Below are 17,093 nucleotides of genomic sequence, written 5' to 3' on the forward strand. Positions count from 1 at the left end.
CCCGCCATTCCCGTTCGTCGGTGGTGCTTTCTCCTGGCATGAGCCCAAAGAGCGCACCGACCAGCACCGAAATGGCGTCGGTTCCCCCATCCTCGAACCGCAAATGGTGGCGATAGTACCGCCAAATTCGCAGCAGCAGGCTGATTAGACGGTGATTGAAGAAATCGAAAAACTCGCCGAGCGCCCCCGCGCCATCGGCATGCATGACACGTTCGGTGTAGAAGGGCGGCAGCGGCGACGACGGGCCGTGCAGTCCCATGAGATTAACGTACACTTCCACTCGCTCTGTTGCGGCCTTGACCTGTCCGACTTGCGCGATCTCCTCAGCGGGAAAGCCGAGCGTCGGCGCGGCGCGAAAGCGAACCGCCTCGCGCGCGGGATCGTCAGTGGATCCGATTGGGGGAGCGTTGCCAAAACGTCGCTCAAGAAGTCCTGCGAGCGAGAAGAACCCGTCAGCCGCAAGCTCGCTCAGATCCTCGGGCCCGATCAGAACGGGTTGATCGATCCGCTTCTCGCTGGCCATGTGTAATATGCGTTGCTTTCCGTGCCGCGGACCGAAAACCGATGCAGCATATTGATGCCGGCGAAGCTCGCGAAGAAGGCATCCAGCACCGAGCCTAACAGGAACAATTCGCCCTCACCGCCGATCTTGCTGTCGACCAGAGCCAATTCGATGTTGCGCATGCGGATCGGAGCCCCGCGCACCACGTGATCGCTGTCGGTGCTCACGAGCTGATCAAGCCCCTCGAGCAGCAACTCCAGCCGGCGGCGCGCCTGAACGTCATAGACCGCACGGAAATCGTAGCTGGAAATGATGGTCCGCAGCGTGTCAACGTTAACCATGGCGCCATAATTGCGCGCCAGATTGGCCGTCAGCCGCCGCAACAGGCCATCATTGAGCGGTGGAGGTACCTCTGCGACGACCGACGTGATGTTGGAGAAGCTGACCGAGCGAGGCGTGTCGGAGGTCGGCAAATCGACGGCGCCAACCGGCAACCGGTCGGCGATCGGTCCGTTGGAGCAGGTTAATTGCAGCGATGCGACATCGATCGGCGGATGCTGGCCGACATCGAGCCGGTCGACGAAGCTCACATAGTGGTCGACACCTCGGCCGACCACTCCAGGACGGACCCGCTCGCGGAAGTAGGCGCGGTTGCGCTCAGTGCCGGGCAGATCGTGGCGTAACAAGTCGAATGGCTCAAACTCGATACGTTCCGGGCGCCCTTGCACATAACCGGTCACACTATCCACCGAACGGATGCTGACGTTCGGCCCTCCGGCGGCAAGCACGCGGTGTTCGGTCTTGGTCCGCTCCAGACGGATCGGTGAGGCCTCATGGCTGAAGACATTGATGGCCGGCGTGCAGTTCAAGCGAATCTGGTCCTTGCCCACTCGCATTTGCGCAGGAAACGGACGCTGAAATTCGAAGCTGAGCCTGCACTCCGTCTCGACGTGGGCCCCGACGGACTCGAGACCAGACAGTTCGACATAGAGAAATTTGGACGGATATGTCAGGTACTCCTGAATGATCCGCAGTCCGGCGAAGCCATTATGCGGCCAGGGCAAAACCGCCTCCTCATCCTTCCATCCGATTGGCGCAATCTGCGCTGCCCCGATTGCTGCGACCTGTCGATCCGCCACGGTGACGGTAACCTGCCTGACGTGGCGGCACAGCCAGGTCAACAGATAGCGCCCGACTTGTGGCTCTCGCTCTGTTGAGAAGAAGAGGCGGAGACGACCGTTCTGAAGACATGAGAGGTTTTGCCGGCCGGTTGCCTGGATCCCCAAGACCAGGCGCGCCGAGCCCGTCCGGTTCTCGAACTGAGTGTGAGTGATCTGCAGCGGCAGCACATCAATTGAGTAGCAGGTGACGAACGGGCAACTCGTTCCCTCAAGTGGACGCGAGCGGACGCTCGTGCCGGCCCGCACATTCAGGCTCCCTGTGCTCGCCGATTGGTTCAAAGCAAAGGAGAGTGTCGTAATGGGAGGCAAGGGTTGAAGATAATGTGGCCATATCATCCGTAACAGGCCATGGACGAACTCGGGAAACTCGTCGTCGAGCTTCTGGCGCAGGCGCGCGACAAGAAATGCGAAACCTTCCAACAAGCGTTCCACGTCGGGATCGGTGGCCTCCCGCCCGAGAAACGGCGCAAGCTTCGGATTGGCTAAAGCAAAGTCACATCCGAGCTCGCGCAAATAGGACAACTCATCCTCGTAATACGGATTAAGCGCCACCGGTTCAGTCCTTCACCCAGACGCGCTCTTCGTAGATCGCGTCGAATGAGATCGGCTCCGTCCGGCCGTTATAATAGAGCGTGGTATTGACGTGGAACGTCAGCTGCAACGGGTACTGGCGATCGGTTTGAACGCGGATCGAAACATTCCCCAAGCGCGGATCAAACATCTCGATCTGCCGCTTGAGCGAATGAGCGATTGTGCGCACCGCGTCCGCCCCCTGCCCGATCGCGCCATTAAGATCTGGCATCCCGAAGTCCGGTCGTGTTTCGCAGCAGCCCTGATGCGAGTTTAGAACCCGGCGCAGATTGTCCAGGACACTCGCTCGGAAACGATCGAACGAGCCCTGTTGCTCCGAGGGGGCCCTGCTCGCCCTTGCCTGTTCCAAGCGCTCCATAAGACTGCCGTCTATCATCGTCTGCACACCATCATTGCTTGTCGAGTTTGCCCTTCAACGACAGGGCAAAATCCGCGCCCATATATTTCAGGTGCGGAACGAGGGAGAGGCCGACGCGATACCAGCCCGGTTCACCTTCGACATCGTCTACGGTGATCTCCGCCTTGCGCAAGGGCCGCCGGGAGCGCACGTCAGCCGACGGATTCTCCTGATCGGCGACATACTGGCGGATCCAGTCGTTGAGCTCGCTCTGGAGCTCTTCCCTGCTCTTCCACGAGCCGATGTTCTCACGCTGCAGCACCTTGATGTAGTGCGCGAACCGATTGATCATGAACATGTAAGGCAGCTGGGTGCCGAGCTTGTAGTTGAGTTCGGCCGTCTTGCCATCCTGGGTGTTTCCGAAATATTTCGGCCTCTGAACAGAATTTGCCGAGAAGAAAGCGGCATTGTCAGAGCCCTTGCGCATGGTCAGCGCGATGAACCCCTGTTCAGCAAGCTCGAACTCGCGCCGGTCGGAGATGAGAACCTCCGTCGGAACCTTGCTCTGCAACTGCCCCATCGCCTCATAGGTGTGTAGATTGAGGTTTTCGACCGCCCCGCCCGATTGCGGGCCGATGATGTTCGGGCACCAGCGATACTTTGCGAAGCTTTCGGTTAGGCGCGTCGCGAAGGCAAAGGCCGCACTGCCCCACAAATAGTTGTTGGTGTCACCATTGGAGGCCTCCTGATAATTGAAGGCCTTGACCGGAATCGTTTCCGGCCCATAGGGCAAGCGCAGCAGGAAACGCGGTAACGTCAAGCCGAAATAGCGAGCGTCCTCGCTCTCGCGAAATGAATTCCACTTGACGTATTTTGGCCCCTCGAAGATCGATTGCAGATCCTTCAGACTTGCGATCTCCTCATGGCGTTCGACGCCGAACATATCCGGCCCAGCGGATGCAATGACCGGCGCATGTGCCATGGCGGCCATTGCACTCATGTAGCGCATGAGCTTCACGTCCTGGCTGCCACTGCCAAACTCGTAGGCCGATATCATGGCCGCGACGGGCTGGCCGCCGAACTGGCCGAACTCTGCGCTGTAGACGTGTTTGTACAGGCCGGACTTGACGATCTCCGGACTGTCCTCGAAATCGGTGAGCAGTTCGTCCTTGCTGACGCTGAGAATTTCAACCTTGATGTTCTGACGGAAATCGGTGCGGTCGACCATGAACTTCAGCCCCCGCCAGGCCGACTCGAGCTGCTGGAACTCGTCCGTGTGCAGCACGGCGTCGAGCTGAGCCGAGATCTTGCGGTCGATCTCCGCGATCATCCGATCGATCAGTGCGTTGTTGACCTGCTCACCGGCTCTATTCGGCTTGATGAGCTCGGTAACGAAAGCTGCGACGCCACGGCGAGCGAGGTCGTAACCCTCATCTTGCGGGGTTATCTTGGTTTCGACGAGAATCTGATCCAGTAGCGAAACGTCAGTGGCCGACGTGACGACTTCGGCCGATGATTGTGCGCTTGTATCGGTCATCGTGCCCGCACTCCTGAAGAGAGCTTGTTGAACCGCTCACTCGGGCTTACTGGAGAGCTCGGTCAGAAGCCGCGGCCGCGCGCCGTGGTCTTCGAGTAAATTTTGGATGGCTTTGCGAAAACCCGGCACGTTGCCGAGCGGGCTCTTCAGGGCAACCAGGGCCGCGCGCAGTTCGGTCAACATGCGAAGTTCCGGGACCTGTTGTGCGATGCGCTCGGGCTCGAAGTCCTTCAGGCTCTCGAATTTCAGCGACACCGACAACTTGCCGGCCTCTGGCGACTCCTCGAGCTTGTTCTCAGCGCTAATATCCAGGCTCAGTTCCTGGCTTTTGACAACCTCGCCGAAGTTGTCCTTGTCGATAGTGACGAGCTGACGCTGCTCAATCGGCCGGTCATCGGCCCGCCCTGTGAAGTCGGCCAAAACCAGCAATTTGAGCGGCAACTCGACATCCTCCTTGAGGTTGCCGGTTGCGGGCTTGAATCGGATATTGATGCGCTCCTTTGGAGCAACCGTGCTTTCCTGGGCCATATGAGCTTCCCCGACTTATCCTTGACAAAATCAGCTGCGACCGAGTTGGCTGACGCGAGCGATATCGATGCTTGCTACCCGCCTTCGGATCTGTTCAAGCGCGGCGCGACGAGGAGGCTCGTCAATGAGCTGTGGTGCCTCGGGATGGGTCATCGCGCGATAGCGCAATTCGGCAGCATCGAGCGCGAGCGCAGGTTCCCAGCTTTCGAGCTTGTGCTCGGCAATAACCTGTTCGAGGTGTTCCAGCAGCGGAATGGCTGTCGTGACGAAGCCGGTCTCGACGCAAAAACGTGCCTGCGCAAGCCGGCCGATGAACCGGCCGCGTTCCGAGGTTACCCCATCCAACACACCCGACAGCTTCTGGAATGCGGCCTGCGGCTGTCCAGCGACGATGAGCCTGTCTGCCTCGGCAACCGTTGCCTCGACGGGATCCCATCGGTCAGCTCCCCCCATGGTGACCCAGGCGCGCGTTTCCTCGTCAGCGAACGGCCGGCCGTCTTTGAACTGAAGCTCCAGGATCCGCGGATAACTTCTGACCAACAGAGCGATCGCGGCGCGCACAGCGGTGGCCGCCGGCTCAAATAACGGCCCCATTCTCTCCAGAGCATTAGCAGCGTGCCGGTGAGCGTCGAGCCAGAACGGTTCCGTCCAGGTGATCTCTTCGGCCATATTCACGACTTCGGCGTGCTGATCGGCCGCAACCATTGCTTCCAACGCAGACACGTTATTGCCGGGCGGCAATATCGTCGTGCGGCCATCTGCATCCGCGGGCAGTTCGTCAAAGCGCATCCACGAGCCTACGCGATTGAGCAGATACACTTTCGGGTCTGCGGGCGAGATGACTCGCCGGGCGGCCGCAGCTTGCCGCAGCATATTGAGCAAACGGTCGATCATGCCGGCCCAGCCGCCGTCGGTGCCAGCCGAGACGATTTCACCCGGCGCTGCCGGTTGGGCAGCGTCAGCCGGTGGAGAGGATTCCGCCAGCGGGGCAGCGGCCTGCTCGGCAGCTTGGGCCGTCTCAGCCGCGCGCTCTGCTGCGGCGGCGATCGCGCGCCTGGCTTCTTCGTAATGCGATTTCAGTGCCCTGAACAAATCCCACAAAGCGACCTGCCCGTCGACGAGCTTCTGGCTGAGCTCGCGAGCGAGGTCGTCAAGGGCATCATAGGCGGCGAGCACAGCCGGACTATCGGCTTCAGTCGGCGCATTCTCGACTATTGCCGACGTGACGCGACCGACGAGCCAATCGATCGCGCCGACCCGCGCACGTTCCCGCGTGATCGGCGGAAACAGCCCCTCCCAATGCGTCTCCACAATGCCGCGCAGAACGCCCAACCCTACGGCGAGACCCTGATAGCCTTCGGTGCGAAACAGGCCATAGGTCGCCCAACAGGCAACCAGAATGTCTTTTGACTGCTTCGACAAAATGTCGAGCGACAGCGCATTGACCGTCCGCCAATCAACCGCAGCCGGCCCGTCGAAGTCCATGCGCCGCACCTCGGCTTCGAGCCGGTCGAATTCGGCTGACTCACGAATATGACTGCCGGCAGGTGCAGGACCCGGCACGGGCGCGGCGCCCAGTTGCGCGCGCGCATCGATGTTGGCGCGAGTTGCGATCCAGTAGTCGATCACGGACACAAAACCATGCACGAGCGCGCAGGGCGATAGATCGCCGCATTGGGACAGCCGACGTCCCATCCGCCGCTTAGAATAAACTGAAAGGCGACATTCTCGTAAGCCACCGCTGCCACTCCTTCAGATCCTACTAGAGGCCGCTCTGTTTCGCCAGCTTCACATCTTCAAGCCTCGTGCCAATTGCGATAGCTTGATTTGTCAAGCTATTGCTCCGTCGGATGTGTCATGGTCCCGACAACACGTTGCAAGTCCGACATCACAGACGTTGGCGCCTTGTCGCCTGCTCAATGATTAGTCCGCCGTAACCTTTAGGCTCAGGTAATGCGCGCTTCCATCCTGACTGCCGCGGCGGACCATCGAGAGAATTGTCCCCGAACATCCCAGGCAACCTTCGCTCCGCACGATTGGTCCAACTGTCGTATCGCTGCTCCTTCAGCGAGCGCGCGAGCTTCAAGTTCCCCAACACATCCACGCAACATTCTCCACGAAGGGACTTGAATCGCACGCAGCGTCAGATTGTAAGCTTTCTGACACCGCGACAGAATCTACGGTCGCGCGAACACTTCCTGACGGGTAGCAAGAATTGCGAATGTCTCAAATGTTCAAGGACGCGCCTCTCGATTCCGCCACTCTTCTTGATCACCCCTCTCGAAGGCTTACTGGCGCACCTGCGCCACACAAAGCAGTCACCATCGGCGCACCTGTGATCGGAATGGGCCGAGCACTCCGAGAGGACAGCCGGGGGTCTTCGCTCCGCCCTTGCCGAACGGAAGGCCAACCTAGGTTCAAGTTCGAGATCCGAGCAATCCACCGACGTTCGCCGCGAGAGGCGGAATGCAGACGCCGGAACCGCCCAAACTACATCCGTGACCGTGCCGGCTCGGAGGCGGCTTCTCCATTGCTTCTCTGTTCCTGCTGGGATGCAACACCGGGAGCGTTGGACGCTACTGAATGTCGAGATTGCCGGCGTTCGGCACGTATCTCATCGGCGATCGAGCGCTCTCCGGTCTAGCCGATACTCATTGGTCGCTTCGTCCTGAAGTGCGGCCTCTGAGTCATCATCCACCCCCGATGCGCAATCTGCCTTCGTGCCTGCGGCACTTACCTTTGCCCGAGCCTAGCGGTAGCGGGTCGACGGCATAGCAAGACCGACCGGGGGACTCACGCCAACAAGGGGCGTTTCAGATGACAATTTCTCTTGTCGATTCAACTACAAAGCCGGCCATTCTCCCTCGTGATTCGGGTTCGACAATAGATGCTGACGACGTTGATGCTGCGGTCAGCAGGTCGATGACCGGACGCACTGCGGCGATTGGCGCACGGATGCGTGACGGTGCTGCCACGGCCTCGGGGTCTTTGAATGATTCTAGCCTTCTCCGCGGCGCAGAGTTCGAGTTGAACATCGCCCGGGATTCCGCAGACCGTCGCAGTCGCCAATCGGCTGACAATGGATCGGATGGGGTTCGTCCCGCTGGCCACGACTACTTTCGATCGCGGCTTCCGATACTTAGCCGGAAGCGACTGTGCTTCAGATTCACCCGCGTTCGACGATGATGCGCTTCAATGGCTTTAGCCTGGCTCGACGAGAGGCGACGAAATGCGAGTTCTCCTGGTTGATCATCACTCAGACTTTACGCGTGCCGTGAAAGGAGCGCTCTTGAATTTCGGTTTCGCCGTTGATGTGACACACACTCTGGATGAGGCGGCGGCCGCTCTGGGTTATGCCCGCTACGACATTCTCCTACTCGAATTGGCTCTACCGGATGGAGACGGCTTGCAGTGGCTGAAGCAAATGAGACGCGAGGGAGGTTCGATGCCTGCCATAATGCTGAGTCGCCTCAACGATCTGGGCAGGCGGATCGCAATTTTCAACGGTGGCGCGGACGATTTCTTGCCAAAGCCCGTGTCTACTGAAGAGCTTATCGCCCGCATGCGAGCCATTCTGCGCCGGTCAACCCAAATGACGAGCCCCGTCGTTACATTTGGCAATCTAAATTTCGATCCCGTCGCCCGCCAGGTTTCAGTGGGCGGTCGACTGCTAAGGATTGCCCGCCGCGAAGTTGGCATCCTCGAGCATCTGCTCAGCCGTGCTGGCCGCACCGTGCCGCGCGCCTCCCTCGAAGACCGCCTTTATGCGTTCGACAATGAGGTCTCCACCAACGCGCTTGAAGTCGGAATCTATCGCCTCCGCACTCTTTTGCATCAATCGGGTGCGACGCTACGGATCAAGACCGCGCGCGGCGTCGGCTACGTCCTTGAATTGAATGTCGTTCCATCGGCGGCATAGTCGATGTATCTGAAAGCAAGGGCTCCCTTGTTCGCTCTTCCTAGTGATGTTGGCAGCTACCGACAGTCGATGGTCGGCAGCGCCGCGACGTCTGCCGCTCTTCCTTATCTTGCCCTGGCCCTGTGCGCGATCGTTCTGCTGTGTCCTGTCGCCGCGGCAGCTCAGATAAAGCGGGATGGTCGTCAGGGAACGTCACCTCCTGCTCCTGACAGCCTCAACGCGACACTCAATCTTTCCTCCTCTCAGGGCAAGACAATTCATCTTCCGGCGCCGGCGGCCAGCATCTTTGTTGCCGACCCGACGATCGCGGACTATCAGGCACCATCGAACACGACCATCTTCGTCTTTGGCAAGAAATCGGGACGGACCAGTCTGTTCGCTTTGAACGACAATGGAGAGGCTCTAGCCGAGCTTCGTGTTGCGGTCACCCAGCCGATAGAGGATCTGCGTGCCACGCTGAAGGCCGAGGTCGGCGACTATCCGATCCAGGTCATCTATACCCCGCGCGGCGCGATCCTTAGCGGGACGGCGCCAAATGCCGACGTCGTCGATACCGCTAAGAAGGTGACAGAGCAGTTTCTCGGTGCGGGTGCCCTGGTCGTCAATAAGATCCAGGTGGCGGGGTCATTACAGGTTAATCTGAGCGTGCGCGTGGCGGAGGTCTCTCGCAGCGCCCTGAAGGAGTTCGGCATTAACCTCTCTGCGTTGGGCCAAAATGGAGCTTTCTCTTTCGGCTTTAGCAGCGGCAAAGGTGGCGGTTCCGGCGCGGCTGGCGGCGGCGGCACGGCAACTATTGGATTTGGCGCTGGCAGTATGAACGTCAGTGCCGTTCTTGATGCGCTCGCCGGCGAGCAGCTCGCTTCGGTACTGGCTGAACCGAATCTTACAGCTATGTCCGGCGAATCCGCGAGCTTCCTTGCCGGCGGCGAATTTCCAATTCCGGTCATGCAGGACAATCGGCAAGTCTCGGTCCAGTTCCGTCAATTCGGAATCAGCCTGGAGTTCGTCCCGACAGTTCTCAGCAACAATCAGATCAATGTCCGCGTGAAACCTGAAGTCAGTGAACTGTCGAAAGAGGGTGAAGTCAAAGTCAACGGAATGGCCGTGCCTGCTCTCTCTACGCGGCGTGCCAACACCGTCGTCGAACTCGCCAGCGGGCAAAGCTTCGCAATCGGCGGACTGATCAGGCGCAACTTCAACGCTGACATCGATACGTTTCCTTGGCTGGGCGATGTGCCTCCAACTGCGGCGCGCTCCTGGTTGTGCCGGTCGGAGAAAGAGCGCTGGCTATGGTGTCGTCGAGCGCCGGAAAACTCAAGCGGCCCTGGTCTATGCTGCGAGGACCTCTCGTAGCTTGCCGGGCGTTTGGCGCGTGCACCGTCGATTAGTCTACGCCGTTATTGCGTTCTTAAACCTTCGAACGAGCCGCTCTCTTCTCATCGGTTTCGGCGTCCGATTCCCGGGGAGGAGCGGCGGTGCGAGGCACCAAGGAGCTCCGTCTCAAGTTCAGACAACCACGTGTGATCCGGACAAGGTGGCGCAAGATGCGTTCGAGACCGGTTGCGCCTCATATTAACGGCGCCGTTACCCGGGACACCTGTAACCAAGCATCGCCCACGCGGATTCTGCCGGACTATGTCGTGACCGACATGTTGCCTGGTGTCCGCTGCGATGACGAACTCGACGTTAAATCGTAAAGGCGGGGACGCATTCCCCGCAGTGCACGATCACTCTTCGGTCGGCGGAGTCAACGCGGCGACAGCGACTTCGAGACTTCGAGTGTCTTCGTGCATCGAATGAGATCGGCCAGCAGTTGCGCGTCAACATCCTGACGCCCCTGATATTCGGCGAGGTTGCGTTCGTTGTGCGCTTTCAGAAAGACCTGAATATCGGCGGCGCTGGTGCCAACCGTATGAGCGAGCGTCTGGAAGACCGCGATCCTGTTTTCCGAACGGTAGCCTTCGCGGCGCAGAGCCGCGAGCGCCAGCCGATGCGTAGCGCCATAGGCAAGCGTAAACTGGCTATCGGGATCAAGGTCCTTTTGAGCATCGGCCAGGCTCGTGCGCGCCGCGGCCAGCATGCCGTCATACTCCGCACGGGATGGAGACTCTTCTTTCAGCCGCCCAATCTTTGCAAACTATCGAGTTCTTTCTTGCTCAAGCCTGCAAATCTTTTTCCGACCCGACAATGAAGATTTTGGGAAGACCGCTTACCTTCCGGATGAACGAGCCTTTCTGCGACGCCTTCCGTCGCCAGTCGTCCGACGAAAGGAATGTCGGATTGACCTTGCGGTCCAATTTTTGTTCCGCGTCTTGCGAAGCATTATAGAGATTGGAGTAGTCGAGATTGTCGCCAATCACCATCAGATCGATATCGCTGCGCGCTGTAGCCCCTCCCTTGGCGAAGGAGCCATAGACGAACGCGGTCTTGATCATGTCCAGATAGGGCTCAAGGCACTCCTTGAGAGGTTTTGTCAGCGCCGTCTTGACTGGATTTTTGGAAGTCTCTGGCGTTTTCGTGTCACCAAGTTCGCCGAAATTGATGATGTTTACGGCGCCATCAGGAAAGCGCGCGGTCACTTCCAGGGATCCGCCCAAGGCCTCGACATAACGCCGCAAGTTGCTGACATACATATCCGTGCGGCGCTCAAGTTTGGCGACGGCGGGTTGGCCAACCTTCAATTCGCGAGCGAGAAACTCTTGGGACTTTGCGCGGGCCTGACGTAACTCATGCAGAGCCATCTCCGTCTTCAGTTCGGAAACGCGCGACGCCACCCGCTTTTTGCGCTCAGGAGAAAAACCCTTGGTGAGTTCGCTGAATGGGCGATGTCCCGTCATTTGATCAACCCCTCCTTCCTGATTTGGTCGATGTACACGTCGTAGAGCTTGTCTGAGACCGGAATCATGTCATCGTAAAAACGGTCATTCCCCGTTTTGTCTTCGCCAATCAGCAGGATCGCCGCGCGCCTCGGATCGAACGCGTAAAACACTCGGATGGGCTTGCCGCCGCTTTGCACGCGCAATTCCCGCATATGGCTGTGCTGGAGTTTTCGATTCCGGACGAGTGCGGAAAAGGCAGGTTCGCGCCATGCTCCATCAGAAGCTCCGCGGTTGCAGTGATGTCTTCCTGCTGCGCCTCTGTGAGCCCGCCCCACCCTTCAGCGAACTCATCTGTATTTTCGACGTTCCACGCCACCGATCATATATTCCATAGAGGGAATAGTTGTCAAGAACCATTCCATCGATGGAATAGTACCTACAGCAGCCATTACTTACGAAAAATCAATAAGTTACCAATAATTCAGAGCTTCCCAACGCCGAACTTAAATCGGAGCTTTAATTGCCCGGGTTCCCAGGACCTTCGACGCGTTGGTATTTTTTGGACGGCCATGACCGAAGCACGTTTTTCATCCGCACGCGCGGACGCCCACGGCTGAGATCATTCAGCTTCGTCCCTCACACATCTATGTAGCCCGGAGCGGCTGCTTGCTGGCCGTCAGCACCTTCGCCGCCGCAAAGAATGTTCCGGTCGAACAGCATCGCAGCGTGACGGCGATTTCGCTCCTGCCGGAAATGGTAGGGGGGCTCGGCTGCGTTTTTGGATATTCTTTGCCTATTCGGGCGAGAACCTATTTCCAGCTGAAGCAGCCGGAACGAACCTATCCGGTTCCGGACTTGTAGAGATCATGGGCTCTCCAGAAAGAACTGATCAAGGAGGCGGCCGTGAAAACGCGCTTGGAAGCACGCGGAGACGAAGATGCGTGCGGCATTCCGTTGACCAATCTGGATGTAAGCGAAGCAAAGCGCTTTGAAGATGACAGCATATGGCCTTGCTTCGAGCGGCTGCGAAGGGAGGATCCCGTTCACTACTGCCAGGAAAGCCCATACGGTCCATATTGGTCGATAACCAAATACCGCGATATCGTGGCCGTCGATACAAATCATAAAATATTCACGTCAGAGCAAGGTGTGACGATCGTCGACGTGCCCGAGGAGCATTGGACTCCGAGCTTCATTAAGATGGGCCCTCCTAAACATGGCGAGCAGCGCAACACCGTAAGTCCGATAGTCGCACCGGACAATCTGGCGAAGCTCGAAGAATTAATCCGCCGCCGCGTCAAAACGATTCTGGATAGCTTGCCACGCAATGATACCTTCAACTGGGTCGACATGGTATCGATTGAGCTGACGACGCAGATGCTGGCCACGCTGTTTGATTTTCCGTTTGAGGATCGGCGGCTCCTGACATACTGGTCGGACATAGCCGTTACAACTCCGAAAATTGGCCACGCTATCAGCTGGGACAAGCGAAGCGCAATCCTGTCCGAGTGCTTGGACTATTTCACCAGGCTCTGGCGTGACCGGATAAATGCCGAGCCACGCGTTGACCTCATTTCGATGATGGCGCATTCATCCGCGACCCGGCAAATGGAGCCACGTGAGTTCCTTGGAAATCTCATTCTCCTGATCGTGGGCGGGAACGACACCACGCGCAATTCGATCACCGGAGGCCTGCTGTTCATGAAGAAGCACCCGTCCGAGCTACGAAAGTTACGGGATAACCCCAATCTAGTGTCGAGCGCTGTGTCCGAGATTATTCGGTATCAGACGCCGATTGCACACATGCGTCGCAACGCCACGGCTGATACCATCATGGGAGGCAAGCAAATCAGGCAAGGCGACAAGGTCATCATGTGGTACATCTCCGGTAACCGCGACGATGAGGTCATCGAGGATGCCGACAGATTCGTGATCGACCGCAAGAACGTGCGTCAACATCTCTCGTTCGGATTCGGCATCCATCGTTGCGTTGGTCGACATCTTGCGGAGCTGCAGCTCAGAATCCTCTGGGAGGAGATGCTAAATGCACGCTTGGAGGTCGAGATCATTGGCGAGCCAGAGCGAGTTGCATCCAACTTCGTGCACGGTTATTCCGCGCTCCCTGTCCGAATCATAGCTTAGTCGTCAGAACCGCTCGGTGCCTTTTGACCAGTTTGCCAACTGCATGCGGACCGGCGCGCCCCGCTGAAGGTTGTCTTCGCGCCAGCGCCGGTACTTCTCGACTAAAACTTGGTCCGCGAGCTCGCCTTCGTGTGACGCATCTTCCAACGGGCGTAGGATTACGGTCAGGCATTCGCCTGTCGCGATGTCAATGATCCGCTTAGCGAGCTTGGTTGGGGTCTCTGGAGCTTGGGCGTCATGGTCGCCTCAGAAACTCATTGCCAAAGCGATCCCGAAATTCCTCAAACTTCTCCTCAAATCGGTCAAACCCCTCCTTCTTCATCTTAGCGGCGAAACCGACGCTTCGCGGGGTCCCTTTCAGAGCTGCCCAGAAATAATCGACCATTCCGACGGCATCGCGCTCCGTCATACGGATAATTGTCAGCCTGATGCCCTGCTTAAGGCTGTTTGAGGCAGTCGGTGACACTAAAATCGGGTCGAAGACATGCTCATGGAGATAATCCATGATCTTCTGTTCTTTGGTGCCGAGCGCCTTGGTCATCCCTGAAATATGCGACGTTGACGGTCAACATTCCAGTAGCAAAACAGCGCCACAATCAAACTGGCCGCTATCAGCAGTCTACTTCAAGCAGGGTGTTTTCCGAGCCGACGAAGCCTTTTTCAGTGACGGGGCAGCCGCGAGCCTCGAGCATGTTTTGCCCCTCCGAAGGCTGACTGAATTCTCCACGCCCGAAACGACCCAAGAGGACCAGAGCCAGTTGGAGCTTGTTCATACAGCGACCCAGCTGCTATTTCGTTCGGACATAGGTTCCGTATGTGCCGTAACACTGATAGCCAGCACGGTTCTTGTGGGGCCGCAGCGTGCTGTCGTGGCTCTTGCGCTCGAACAGCTTGCCGCAGATCGTGCAACGAAAGACATAAGTGGTGCCGCTGCTTGACGCACGCGATCGCCGGCGCGTTGAGGCTCGGGGCAGCACAAGGCCGACAGGCCGTGACGTTAGAGGGATCGATTGCGGGCCTGTCGGCGTCAACTCGATCGGATAGCGTGGCGAGAATGTTGTCTGCGTCTGCGAAACTCCTAGAATGCTGTCGAGGCGATAGCTGCGCGACTGACCGCTATCCGCACGAACTGCCATCAACAGAACATCGCCCGCGCGGGATCGCCGCAAGGAATAGGCTTCAATTGCGCGAGTGGATCGCTTGCCCTGTTGGTCGCGATAGTCGAGGTTGACCAGCAAGCGGTTGGCGGCGGCAAAACGAATGGTCTCAATGAAGGTCTGGCCATGTGATCCCGGCGGAAGACCGACGATGCGCTCGCGGATCGCTTCGGCACCAGCACCACCAAGAAGCGGCATCGTCGGCAGCACCGGCGCCGCAACCTGGCCATGAAGCCACCTAAATATCTCCGGCAGGGCGTCCCAGAAGGACGCGATCGGCAGCAAAGCCGGAAGCTGATGGTTGAGCATGCCGGACCAGCCGGCCTCAACATCGCCGCGGTGCGGTTCGATGTCGACGAGTTGAGGCAATTGGATGCCTTTGAACGCGCATTTCTCGCGCAGCACCGTGACGAACTGTTGCTGCTCGGGCCGGGCATCGGCGTTGCGGTAATATGGCCAAGCAGGCGAAGACCGGGTTCTAGACCGACACGCTTGAGCCGTGGCCAGTCGCGGTTATCGGCGCGGAGATCCTCGCCTGCCACGAGGCCGGCATGACCGTGACTTTGTCCCAACCGTTGATGTCGGACGCCAAAGCGGACGGACGCTTCTGCAAACAGATCGCCTATTTCAAGAGATCATCAGCAACAGGCCCGAACAACCAATTGCAGCCGCAGCCCGCCGATCCAGGCTTCCGCCAGCGCCCTTTCCAGCCCCCAACCCGCCAGGGGCTACCAACATGCAGAAGTGGCCTAACAGGACCAAGGCGACGCGTTGTGAGTCCGCACCCCAAGTAGAAAACCCCGGCGTTGTGCCGGGGTTTTCGCATTTCGTGGTTTGGCGTGATGCAGTTGGATTAGAAGTCCATCCCCCCCATGCCGCCCATGCCCCCTCCCGGAGGCATCGCGGGCCCTGCAGCCGCCTTCTTCGGCAACTCGGCAACCATGGCCTCGGTGGTAATCAGGAGCGCCGCCACGGAGGCGGCATTCTGGACTGCGGTTCGCACGACCTTGGTCGGATCGATGATGCCCTTGGAGACCAGGTTGCTATACTCGCCCGTCTGTGCATCGAAGCCGTATGAGTACTGAGTCTTCTCCAGGACTTTGCCGACCACGACCGAGCCGTCTTCACCGGCGTTGATCGCGATCTGACGCGCCGGCCAGGACAATGCCTTGCGCACGATCTCGACGCCGGTCTTCTGGTCGTCGTTCTTGGTGCGCAGGCCCTTGAGCGCTTCGGTGGCACGCAGCAGGGCGACGCCACCGCCCGGGAGGATGCCTTCCTCGACAGCCGCGCGGGTCGCATGCATCGCGTCATCAACGCGATCCTTGCGCTCTTTCACCTCGACCTCGGTCGCGCCGCCGACGCGGATCACCGCGACGCCGCCTGCGAGCTTGGCGAGACGCTCCTGCAGCTTCTCACGGTCGTAGTCCGAGGTGGTTTCCTCGATCTGCGCCTTGATCTGGGCAACGCGAGCGTCGATGTCGGCCTTCTTGCCGGCGCCGTTGACGATCGTGGTGTTTTCCTTGTCGATCATCACCTTCTTGGCGCGACCGAGCATCTGCAGCGTGACGTTCTCGAGCTTGATGCCGAGGTCTTCCGAGATGGCCTGGCCGCCGGTCAGGATCGCGATGTCCTGCAGCATGGCCTTGCGGCGATCGCCGAAGCCCGGAGCCTTGACGGCCGCGACCTTCAGGCCGCCGCGCAGGCGGTTGACGACGAGGGTGGCAAGGGCTTCGCCTTCGACGTCTTCAGCGACGATGACCAGCGGCTTGCCGGTCTGCACCACGGCCTCGAGCAGCGGGAGCAGCTCGTTCAGCGAGGAGAGCTTCTTCTCGTTGATGAGGATGTAGGCATCGTCCATCTCAACGCGCATCTTGTCGGCGTTGGTGACGAAGTAGGGCGAGATGTAGCCGCGGTCGAACTGCATGCCCTCGACGACGTCGAGTTCGGTCTCGAGCGACTTGGCTTCTTCAACGGTGATGACGCCCTCGTTGCCGACCTTCTTCATCGCGTCGGCGAGGAACTTGCCGATTTCGGCGTCGCCGTTGGCCGAGATGGTGCCGACCTGGGCGATTTCCTCGTTCGAGGTGACCTTCTTGGAGTTCTTCTGCAGGTCCGCAACGACGGCCTCGACCGCGAGGTCGATACCGCGCTTCAGATCCATCGGGTTCATGCCGGCGGCAACCGACTTGGCGCCTTCCTTCACGATCGCCTGGGCGAGCACGGTGGCGGTGGTGGTGCCGTCGCCGGCCGCGTCAGCGGACTTGGAGGCGACTTCGCGCACCATCTGCGCGCCCATGTTCTCGAACTTGTCCTCGAGCTCGATCTCCTTGGCGACGGTGACGCCGTCCTTGGTGATGCGGGGAGCGCCGAACGACTT

General features: G+C 59.1%; 17 protein-coding genes. 4 read left to right on the top strand and 13 right to left on the bottom strand.

Going from position 1 to position 17,093, the window contains the following annotated elements; translation table 11 throughout:
* The 6 genes from AS156_RS42955 to tssA form a co-directional block, all read right to left on the bottom strand.
* On the bottom strand, positions 1–523 hold a 523-nt coding region (locus AS156_RS42955; RefSeq protein ID WP_201456074.1), incomplete at its 3' end, for a type VI secretion system baseplate subunit TssG.
* Positions 487–2,235: a type VI secretion system baseplate subunit TssF gene (gene tssF, locus AS156_RS20140; RefSeq protein WP_082747636.1), complete on the bottom strand. Its 1,749-nt coding sequence runs from the start codon at positions 2,233–2,235 to the stop codon at positions 487–489. The genes AS156_RS42955 and tssF, both read right to left, overlap by 37 nt.
* A gap of 4 nt (positions 2,236–2,239) precedes the next feature.
* On the bottom strand, positions 2,240–2,650 hold the full coding sequence (tssE, locus tag AS156_RS20145) for a type VI secretion system baseplate subunit TssE (protein WP_066507883.1): 411 nt from the start codon (positions 2,648–2,650) through the stop codon (positions 2,240–2,242).
* A 13-nt stretch (positions 2,651–2,663) separates the two neighbouring features.
* Positions 2,664–4,148: a type VI secretion system contractile sheath large subunit gene (gene tssC, locus AS156_RS20150; protein ID WP_066507886.1), complete on the bottom strand. Its 1,485-nt coding sequence runs from the start codon at positions 4,146–4,148 to the stop codon at positions 2,664–2,666.
* A gap of 36 nt (positions 4,149–4,184) precedes the next feature.
* Entirely contained in the window at positions 4,185–4,676 is a 492-nt protein-coding gene (gene tssB, locus AS156_RS20155) for a type VI secretion system contractile sheath small subunit (protein WP_066507887.1), read from the bottom strand.
* A gap of 30 nt (positions 4,677–4,706) precedes the next feature.
* The gene (gene tssA, locus AS156_RS20160) at positions 4,707–6,305 is read right to left on the bottom strand and encodes a type VI secretion system protein TssA (RefSeq protein WP_160331122.1); all 1,599 of its coding nucleotides are present in this window, start codon (positions 6,303–6,305) and stop codon (positions 4,707–4,709) included.
* 1,600 nt (positions 6,306–7,905) lie between these two features.
* Between tssA and AS156_RS20165 the strand changes: the two genes are divergently transcribed.
* Both AS156_RS20165 and AS156_RS20170 read left to right on the top strand, forming a co-directional pair.
* A complete protein-coding gene (locus AS156_RS20165) occupies positions 7,906–8,595 on the top strand; it encodes a response regulator (protein WP_066507890.1) in 690 nt (229 codons plus the stop codon).
* 69 nt (positions 8,596–8,664) lie between these two features.
* Positions 8,665–9,948: a type II and III secretion system protein family protein gene (locus tag AS156_RS20170; protein WP_082747650.1), complete on the top strand. Its 1,284-nt coding sequence runs from the start codon at positions 8,665–8,667 to the stop codon at positions 9,946–9,948.
* 394 nt (positions 9,949–10,342) lie between these two features.
* Here the strand turns inward: AS156_RS20170 and AS156_RS20175 are convergent, their stop codons facing one another.
* From AS156_RS20175 to AS156_RS44665, 3 genes are all read right to left on the bottom strand, one after another.
* The gene (locus AS156_RS20175) at positions 10,343–10,675 is read right to left on the bottom strand and encodes a hypothetical protein (RefSeq protein WP_245312979.1); all 333 of its coding nucleotides are present in this window, start codon (positions 10,673–10,675) and stop codon (positions 10,343–10,345) included.
* A gap of 76 nt (positions 10,676–10,751) precedes the next feature.
* Positions 10,752–11,432 carry a nucleotidyltransferase domain-containing protein gene (locus AS156_RS20180; RefSeq protein WP_066507896.1) on the bottom strand — a complete coding sequence of 227 codons (681 nt, stop codon included), beginning with the start codon at positions 11,430–11,432 and terminating at the stop codon, positions 10,752–10,754.
* Positions 11,429–11,626 carry a type II toxin-antitoxin system RelE/ParE family toxin gene (locus AS156_RS44665; protein WP_245312980.1) on the bottom strand — a complete coding sequence of 66 codons (198 nt, stop codon included), beginning with the start codon at positions 11,624–11,626 and terminating at the stop codon, positions 11,429–11,431. Before AS156_RS44665 ends, AS156_RS20180 begins: the two co-directional genes overlap by 4 nt.
* A gap of 454 nt (positions 11,627–12,080) precedes the next feature.
* Between AS156_RS44665 and AS156_RS20190 the strand changes: the two genes are divergently transcribed.
* Complete coding sequence (locus AS156_RS20190) at positions 12,081–12,275, top strand: hypothetical protein (protein WP_066507898.1); 195 nt, start codon at positions 12,081–12,083, stop codon at positions 12,273–12,275.
* Positions 12,276–12,317: 42 nt separating this feature from the next.
* Positions 12,318–13,556: a cytochrome P450 gene (locus AS156_RS20195; protein WP_136626331.1), complete on the top strand. Its 1,239-nt coding sequence runs from the start codon at positions 12,318–12,320 to the stop codon at positions 13,554–13,556.
* Between the two features lie 235 nt (positions 13,557–13,791).
* Here AS156_RS20195 and AS156_RS20200 read toward each other — a convergent pair whose 3' ends face one another.
* From AS156_RS20200 to groL, 4 genes are all read right to left on the bottom strand, one after another.
* Complete coding sequence (locus AS156_RS20200; protein WP_066507900.1) at positions 13,792–14,097, bottom strand: hypothetical protein; 306 nt, start codon at positions 14,095–14,097, stop codon at positions 13,792–13,794.
* A gap of 70 nt (positions 14,098–14,167) precedes the next feature.
* The gene (locus tag AS156_RS42960; RefSeq protein ID WP_160331123.1) at positions 14,168–14,329 is read right to left on the bottom strand and encodes a hypothetical protein; all 162 of its coding nucleotides are present in this window, start codon (positions 14,327–14,329) and stop codon (positions 14,168–14,170) included.
* A gap of 15 nt (positions 14,330–14,344) precedes the next feature.
* Positions 14,345–15,118: a WYL domain-containing protein gene (locus AS156_RS20205; RefSeq protein ID WP_066507905.1), complete on the bottom strand. Its 774-nt coding sequence runs from the start codon at positions 15,116–15,118 to the stop codon at positions 14,345–14,347.
* A gap of 448 nt (positions 15,119–15,566) precedes the next feature.
* Positions 15,567–17,093 (bottom strand): chaperonin GroEL (groL, locus tag AS156_RS20210; RefSeq protein ID WP_066507907.1); only part of this gene is annotated, 1,527 nt, incomplete at its 5' end.

The sequence above is a fragment of the Bradyrhizobium macuxiense genome (assembly GCF_001542415.1).
Lineage (GTDB): Bacteria > Pseudomonadota > Alphaproteobacteria > Rhizobiales > Xanthobacteraceae > Bradyrhizobium > Bradyrhizobium macuxiense.

What these genes read in the sequence shown, in the direction of transcription:
- AS156_RS20200 (WP_066507900.1), bottom strand. Translation starts at nt 14,097, where the DNA reads ATGACCAAGGCGCTCGGCACCAAAGAACAGAAGATCATGGATTATCTC.
- AS156_RS44665 (WP_245312980.1), bottom strand. Translation starts at nt 11,626, where the DNA reads ATGCGGGAATTGCGCGTGCAAAGCGGCGGCAAGCCCATCCGAGTGTTT.
- tssB (WP_066507887.1), bottom strand. Translation starts at nt 4,676, where the DNA reads ATGGCCCAGGAAAGCACGGTTGCTCCAAAGGAGCGCATCAATATCCGA.
- AS156_RS20165 (WP_066507890.1), top strand. Translation starts at nt 7,906, where the DNA reads ATGCGAGTTCTCCTGGTTGATCATCACTCAGACTTTACGCGTGCCGTG.
- AS156_RS20170 (WP_082747650.1), top strand. Translation starts at nt 8,665, where the DNA reads ATGGTCGGCAGCGCCGCGACGTCTGCCGCTCTTCCTTATCTTGCCCTG.
- AS156_RS20180 (WP_066507896.1), bottom strand. Translation starts at nt 11,432, where the DNA reads ATGACGGGACATCGCCCATTCAGCGAACTCACCAAGGGTTTTTCTCCT.
- AS156_RS20175 (WP_245312979.1), bottom strand. Translation starts at nt 10,675, where the DNA reads ATGCTGGCCGCGGCGCGCACGAGCCTGGCCGATGCTCAAAAGGACCTT.
- AS156_RS42960 (WP_160331123.1), bottom strand. Translation starts at nt 14,329, where the DNA reads ATGAACAAGCTCCAACTGGCTCTGGTCCTCTTGGGTCGTTTCGGGCGT.
- tssE (WP_066507883.1), bottom strand. Translation starts at nt 2,650, where the DNA reads ATGATAGACGGCAGTCTTATGGAGCGCTTGGAACAGGCAAGGGCGAGC.
- tssC (WP_066507886.1), bottom strand. Translation starts at nt 4,148, where the DNA reads ATGACCGATACAAGCGCACAATCATCGGCCGAAGTCGTCACGTCGGCC.